Origin of the sequence: uncultured Veillonella sp. (genome assembly GCF_938010505.1) — a bacterium.
In the GTDB taxonomy this organism is placed as follows: Bacteria; Bacillota; Negativicutes; order Veillonellales; family Veillonellaceae; genus Veillonella.
This window is the reverse complement of sequence record NZ_CALLVP010000027.1, coordinates 25144-31613: the sequence shown is the minus strand read 5'-3', so window position 1 is coordinate 31613 and position 6470 is coordinate 25144. Positions and strand designations below refer to the sequence as shown.

The 6470-nt window shown below is 39.0% G+C and carries 7 protein-coding genes; all 7 read left to right on the top strand.

Features of this window, described 5'->3' with window-relative positions; genetic code table 11:
• Positions 1–203 precede the first annotated feature (203 nt).
• The 7 genes from Q0507_RS01525 (at position 204) to Q0507_RS01495 (ending at position 6352) form a co-directional block, all read left to right on the top strand.
• Positions 204–1058 carry a sirohydrochlorin cobaltochelatase gene (locus tag Q0507_RS01525; RefSeq protein WP_298711344.1) on the top strand — a complete coding sequence of 285 codons (855 nt, stop codon included), beginning with the start codon at positions 204–206 and terminating at the stop codon, positions 1056–1058.
• 86 nt (positions 1059–1144) lie between these two features.
• Positions 1145–1852: a precorrin-2 C(20)-methyltransferase gene (gene cobI / locus Q0507_RS01520; protein ID WP_105086610.1), complete on the top strand. Its 708-nt coding sequence runs from the start codon at positions 1145–1147 to the stop codon at positions 1850–1852.
• Between the two features lie 29 nt (positions 1853–1881).
• A complete protein-coding gene (locus Q0507_RS01515) occupies positions 1882–3258 on the top strand; it encodes a cobyrinate a,c-diamide synthase (RefSeq protein WP_298711339.1) in 1377 nt (458 codons plus the stop codon).
• 148 nt (positions 3259–3406) lie between these two features.
• Entirely contained in the window at positions 3407–3949 is a 543-nt protein-coding gene (gene cobO / locus Q0507_RS01510; protein WP_298711336.1) for a cob(I)yrinic acid a,c-diamide adenosyltransferase, read from the top strand.
• 139 nt (positions 3950–4088) lie between these two features.
• Positions 4089–4478, top strand: coding sequence for a class II SORL domain-containing protein (locus Q0507_RS01505; RefSeq protein ID WP_004696242.1), 390 nt, complete (start codon positions 4089–4091; stop codon positions 4476–4478).
• A gap of 319 nt (positions 4479–4797) precedes the next feature.
• Positions 4798–6027: an aspartate kinase gene (locus tag Q0507_RS01500; protein ID WP_298711333.1), complete on the top strand. Its 1230-nt coding sequence runs from the start codon at positions 4798–4800 to the stop codon at positions 6025–6027.
• Positions 6028–6034: 7 nt separating this feature from the next.
• On the top strand, positions 6035–6352 hold the full coding sequence (locus Q0507_RS01495; RefSeq protein WP_298711330.1) for a hypothetical protein: 318 nt from the start codon (positions 6035–6037) through the stop codon (positions 6350–6352).
• Positions 6353–6470: the final 118 nt, after the last annotated feature.

The following is a 6470-nucleotide window of genomic DNA, read 5'->3' as shown; positions in this document are numbered from 1 at the left end:
AGATCATTCAATGCCCTCTTTAGAGGGCCACCACTAGAGAAAGACCCTTATAGGGGCAGAGCAAACCACCCGTTTTACGGGTGGTTATGATTTCACCATGAAAGATAAGAATAATTTCCATTTTATACGTACCACGGTATGCCCCTAAAGGATGGTCTATGGTATGATTAAGATACATTATTAGTTAATATAAGGAGACTTTCATGAAACAAGCCATCTTAGTTGTTGCTTTTGGATCCACTGTGGACAGTGCTCGTGAACATAATATCGATTCCGTAGTAGAACATATCCGTAAATCGTATCCGGATTATACTGTGGAATTAGCTTTTTCGTCTCGTATCATCGTTAAGCGCTTACGTGAGCGTGGTATTGAGATTCCTACTGAACAAGGGGCATTAGAAAAACTTATTCAAGAAGGTTATACACATGTATATGTGCAGCCACTTCATTTCACCGGTGGTGAAGAGTTCGATAAATTGAAAAATAATATCCTTGCTCATGAAGGGGAAGGTCAACTTGAAGTATTGCGCGTAGGTAGACCTCTCGTATACTATATGGGACAAGAAGAGCATCCAGATGATTACCAAATCTTGATTGACCGTTTCATTAAATCCCTTAATATTTCTAAGGATGACGGTTTGTTAATGGTCGGTCATGGTGGCCTTGGCTCTGGTAACTCCTCGTATGGTAATTTACAGTTCAAATTGATTCGTGCTGGTCTTACGAATGTACGTATCGCTGTGCTAGAGAATGCACCTTATGTGGCCGACGTAGCAACGCCTTGGGAGTGGCTCGATGGTAAGCGTCCAAATACGATTTATTTACATCCATTATTGTTAGTCCTTGGTGATCATGCGCAAAATGATCTCTTTGGAGATGATGAGGATAGCATAGTGAATGAACTCGCTGAAGCAGGTTATGAGGTTAAACCAATTAATGCTGGTTTAGGCGAGTACGAAGTCATTCAAGATATCTTCCGTCAGCATTTACAAGATTGTATCGATGATTTGTATGGCAAACGTAGCCCACATCGCCCTGCAATACCAAATATTAAATAGTGCCTTTGTATATATTGCATAAATTGGTTATAATAAAAGATATTGCAATTATAAATAGAGTGTGACTATAAGAATAGGAGATACCCATGAAAGGTAAATTATATGGTATTGGCGTAGGCCCTGGCGATTCTGAATTAATGACTGTGAAAGCTGCTCGCATCGTAGGTGAAGCAGATATTATTATCACACCTAAAACAGAAAAGAAAGATGGCTCTGTAGCCCTTGATATCGCATCCCCATATATCCAAGAACATACAGAAATCGTTCCTGTAGTATTCCCAATGGTATTGGATGATTCTACGCAAGAGGAAGGCTGGCAAGAAGCTAAACGCATTATCTTGTCTTATTTAGATGAAGGTAAAAGCGTTGTATTCTTAACATTGGGTGACCCTATGTTCTACAGCACATATATGTATGTATATCGCTTGATTGAAAACACAGGTCATGAAATTGAAACGATTCCTGGCGTTACTGCATTCTGTGCTATTGGCTCTCACCTTGGCTATCCAATTGTAGAAAAGGAAGAGGTATTAGCTATCGTTCCAGCTACAGCTCCTAAAGAAAAAATCGATGCTGTATTAGCTGTTGCAGATGATGCGGTTATCATGAAAGTATATAAAAACTTTGATGAAGTACAAGAAACATTGATTAAACATAATATGGCAGATGATGCGGTTATGATTAGTCGTGTAGGTTTGCCTGATGAGCAAGTATTCGTGGGTTTAGATAATATGCCAAAAGATACTAAACTCAACTACTTATCTACAATTCTTGCAAAACGCAAGGATCGTTAACAAACACATCGTATTACGAGGTAATATCTATGAACACAGTACAGATTCCACGCGTTGTCATTGCTGGCACTAATTCTGGTGTTGGTAAAACAACTATCGTAGCGGGCTTATTGGCTGCTTATGCAAATGGTGGACGTACGGTGCAATCTTTTAAAGTGGGCCCGGATTATATTGATCCGGGCTTTCATAAAATTGCATCCGGCCGTAACAGTTATAATTTAGATACGTGGCTCGTTCCACCTCACAAATTGAATCCTTTTTTTGCTACTATGGCGCACGATGTAGACCTTGCTATTATTGAAGGTGTTATGGGTCTCTATGATGGTGGTCGAGAGGGCGTTAGTTCTACAGCTCAAATTGCTAAACAGTTAAATGCACCAGTGGTGCTTGTTATTGATTGTAAGGCTATGGGTGAAAGTGCGGCTGCTATTGCAAAAGGTTTCCGTGATTATGACCCAGAGGTAAACTTTGGCGGTGTCATCTTGAACCGCTTAGGCTCAGCTAATCATGAGCGTATGGTTCGTGAAGGGATGGATAAAATTGGCGCACCCGTTATCGGTGCCATTTATCGTGATGACCGTATGCATTCTCCAGAGCGTCATCTAGGACTTACACCAGTTACTGAAATCGATCCAACAGAGGCGATTAATACGATTCGTGAAGCTGTGGAAAAAATGGTAAATCTCGATCAATTGTTGAATATTGCCTCTAGTGCACCAACTATCGAATTACCAGATGCTATAGATGCTAAATCCATTGAAAAACATGTAAAAATTGGTGTAGCTTATGATGAGGCGTTCTCTTTTTACTATCCAGCTAGCCTTGCTGCGTTAGAGGAAAAAGGGGCTGAGCTCGTTTACTTTAGCCCGCTTAATGATTTGGTGATTCCTGATGTAGACGGACTTGTATTCGGTGGTGGCTTCCCTGAAATGTTCTTGCTCCACTTATCAAGCAATGAGTCTATGAAGGAGTCCATCCGCAAAGCTAATGAACAAGGTATGCCTATTTATGCCGAATGTGGTGGCCTCATGTATCTTTGTGAAAGCATTCATGACTTTGAAGGTGCCATTTATGAAACCGTAGGTATTGTACCTGCAAATTGTGTGATGCAGCAGAAACTTCAAAAGGTGGGTTATGTTACAGCAACTGCGAAACGAGATACTTTGCTAGGTGCTACGAATACAGCTCTTCGTGGGCATGAGTTCCACTTCTCTACAATGGAACCAACTATAGATGACTTCCCATGGGCATTCCATTTAGAAGGGGGCCGCAAACCTCAATCTTATGATGGTGGCTATGCAACAAAAAATATATTAGCCTCTTACTTACATTTGAACTTTGCTGGCTCTGATGAAGGGGCACAACACTTTGTTGATACATGTGCCACTTATAAAGCCCAAAAGTAATTGATGTATTTAATAGGTTTATATCACTAAGTATTATTGGGCTTGCATCAATAAGTATTGTTGTGATTACATCATTAAGTATTAGTGGGATGTTATTGATTGGGAATAGTTAATTCTTAAGGGGCAGGTTCGTATTAAAGGAGCTATTATGAATGAACGAGGCTTAATTCTAGTTAATACAGGCAATGGCAAAGGTAAAACAACAGCTGCTTTAGGTGTTGTTTTGCGTGCTGTTGGACAAGGTTTTAAGGTTCTTATATTACAATTTATTAAGAGCGGTAATGGCTATGGTGAATTAGCAGGTCTCGCTAAACTAGGAGATCAAGTTGAAATTCGCTCTATGGGTAAAGGCTTTATTTACTATAAACGTGATGAGGTAGGGGAAGCTGAGCTTGCTCGCCATAAAGAAGCAGCACAAGTAGCGTGGCGTACATTGGTGGAAGAAGTAAACTCCGATCAGTGGGATCTCATCATTATGGATGAAATAAATAATGCTATTAATTATGAGCTTATCGATGTAAACTCTGTAGTAGAAATGCTTAAAAATAAGCCGGAAAGACTTCATGTTATTTTGACTGGGCGCTATGCTAAACCTGAAATTATTGAAATGGCAGATACCGTGACGGAAATGAATATAGTAAAGCATGCTTATGAAAAGGGTATTAAGGCTGCTAGAGGAATTGAATTCTAACTAAATTCAAAAAAATCGAAAAATATCGAAAAAGAACTTGCTAAAACTATATCGAAAATGTATAATATAGTCATAAGCACAGAGGTGCTCAATATTCTTGACATTAAGTATGTATATAATACTAACCAGGAGGTTAACTATGGCTGTACATGATTACATTAAATCTGGCGATTTCGCTACTGAAAAACACGTTCCTGTTATCGAAACAGTTGACACTGTAAAAGCAGGTGAAACATTCCACGTTACTTTATCCGTAGGCAAAGACATTGCGCATCCAAACACTGTAGAACATCACATTGATTGGATTAAATTGTACTTCGTAGCTGAAGGCACTCAATTACCATTCGAAGTTGGCGCTATCGAGTTCAACGTTCATGGTGACGGTGCAACTGCAAACGAAGGCCCTGTAGCAGCAGTTTCCGAAGGTACTTTAGCAGTAGCTTTGAAAAAATCCGGTAAATTGATCGCTGTTTCCTACTGCAACATCCATGGCTTGTGGGAATCCGAAAAAGATATCGTAGTTGCTTAATTAACTAAAACAACTAATAAAGACCAGCCCTAGGGCTGGTCTTTTTGTATATCTATGTGTTTTCTATCGTGTGATAAGAACGTAATTTTAGCTATCAATAATAGATACTTAATAGTGTTATGAGGAATATATGATATGACTATTTAATGTATATTCATTAAAGTATAGACATAATATTTTATTTTTGATGTCCACATAAAAAGGAGTTTTGTATCACTCCAGTGGATTAAATGCTGTACATCCCTTTACAGTGCTATTTGTTTGTGGTAAAGTATATGCATATTGATATTTAGTAAACATAGTTAAATGAGGGATTATTGTGGCCTTAATCGTTAAAAAATTTGGTGGCAGTTCCGTAGCTACACCAGAAAAAATATTTAATATTGTTGATCGCGTCCTTCGTGAGAAGCAAGCAGACGATAAAATCGTTCTCGTTGTATCCGCTATGGGTGATACAACTGATGACTTGGTAGCATTGGCTAAGCAAGTAACATCTAAGCCGTATGGTCGTGAAATGGACCGCTTATTATCTACAGGTGAGCAAGTAACGATTGCATTGATGGCAATGGCTTTTAACGAACGTGGTCAAAAATCTGTATCTTTAACAGGTGACCAAGCAGGTATCACAACTAGTGATAGCTTTAATAAAGGCCGCATTTTGGGCGTAGATCCAAATCGCGTGTTCAAAGCTCTGGATGAAGGTAACATAGTAGTAGTTGCTGGTTTCCAAGGTATTACTGAATATGGTGACATGGTTACATTAGGTCGTGGTGGCTCTGATACAACAGCTGTTGCATTGGCAGGCGCTATGAAAGCGGATGTCTGTGAAATCTTCACAGACGTAGATGGTGTATATTCTACAGATCCTCGCGTAGCTCAAGAAGCTTTCAAATTAGAAGAAGTAACGTATGGCGAAATGCTTGAAATGGCTCGTCTCGGTGCAGGTGTAATGCAACCGCGTGCCGTAGAAATGGGTTTCCGTTATGGTGTACCTATTCATGTACGTTCTACATTTAGTGATAAACTAGGTACTATTATTCGGGAGGATTATACTGTGGAAGCAAATAAACATGTAATTACTGGCGTAGCTGATGATACTAATACGGCAAAAGTAGCCCTTGTAGGCGTTGAAAATAAACCAGGTGTTGCAGCGACTGTGTTCAAAGCATTGGCTGCTAAAAATGTTGATGTAGATATGATTGTTCAATCTATCCGCTCCGTTGGTGAACCAAAAACTGACCTTATCTTTACAGTAGCTATGGATGATGTTGTATTGGCTCGTGAGGTTTTGGAAGAATTACAAAAAGCAGTAGATATTGAAGCAGTTAATATCGACGAAAAAATGGCGAAAGTTTCCATTATTGGTGCAGGTATGTTAGGTCAACCTGGCGTAGCTGCTCAAATGTTTGATATCTTGAGCCAAGAAGGCATCAATATCGAAATCATTTCTACTTCTGAAATTAGTATTTCTTGCCTTGTTGCTGAAGAACGCGTAAAAGATGCTGTTCGTGTAATTCACAATAGCTTGTTGTTAGACCAACGAGGTTAATTTATTCATGGATAGTCTACGTAGTTTTATGGATGAAATGCTCAATGACCAAGGTCGTAAGGAAGGTTTCATTAGCGATCTACTAGGAAATCTAAAAAATCAGCCTATTCCTACATTGGAGCAAGCTCAAACTGGTTATACTACGGTAAGTAATTTGCATGGTATCTTCTACGATTATGATAAAGCAGAGGTTACTATTTCTTACAAGGTCGTACCAGATATGTATCAACCATATACATTGAGCTTTATACAATTCGAAGCCGTCTTAGAAGGCTTATTAACCTTGCGCCGCAATCAAAAGTGGCAAATGCAACATAATAAATAAAATGAACCCCATGGGCATAACCGCCTATGGGGTTTTGTAATTCGATAATTATTCTTAACATCTATATATAGAGTCATCGATATGATATAATAAATTATTCAGAGAGAAATAATTATAT

What these genes read in the sequence shown, in the direction of transcription:
- Q0507_RS01515 (WP_298711339.1), top strand. Translation starts at nt 1,882, where the DNA reads ATGAACACAGTACAGATTCCACGCGTTGTCATTGCTGGCACTAATTCT.
- cobO (WP_298711336.1), top strand. Translation starts at nt 3,407, where the DNA reads ATGAATGAACGAGGCTTAATTCTAGTTAATACAGGCAATGGCAAAGGT.
- cobI (WP_105086610.1), top strand. Translation starts at nt 1,145, where the DNA reads ATGAAAGGTAAATTATATGGTATTGGCGTAGGCCCTGGCGATTCTGAA.
- Q0507_RS01495 (WP_298711330.1), top strand. Translation starts at nt 6,035, where the DNA reads ATGGATAGTCTACGTAGTTTTATGGATGAAATGCTCAATGACCAAGGT.
- Q0507_RS01505 (WP_004696242.1), top strand. Translation starts at nt 4,089, where the DNA reads ATGGCTGTACATGATTACATTAAATCTGGCGATTTCGCTACTGAAAAA.
- Q0507_RS01525 (WP_298711344.1), top strand. Translation starts at nt 204, where the DNA reads ATGAAACAAGCCATCTTAGTTGTTGCTTTTGGATCCACTGTGGACAGT.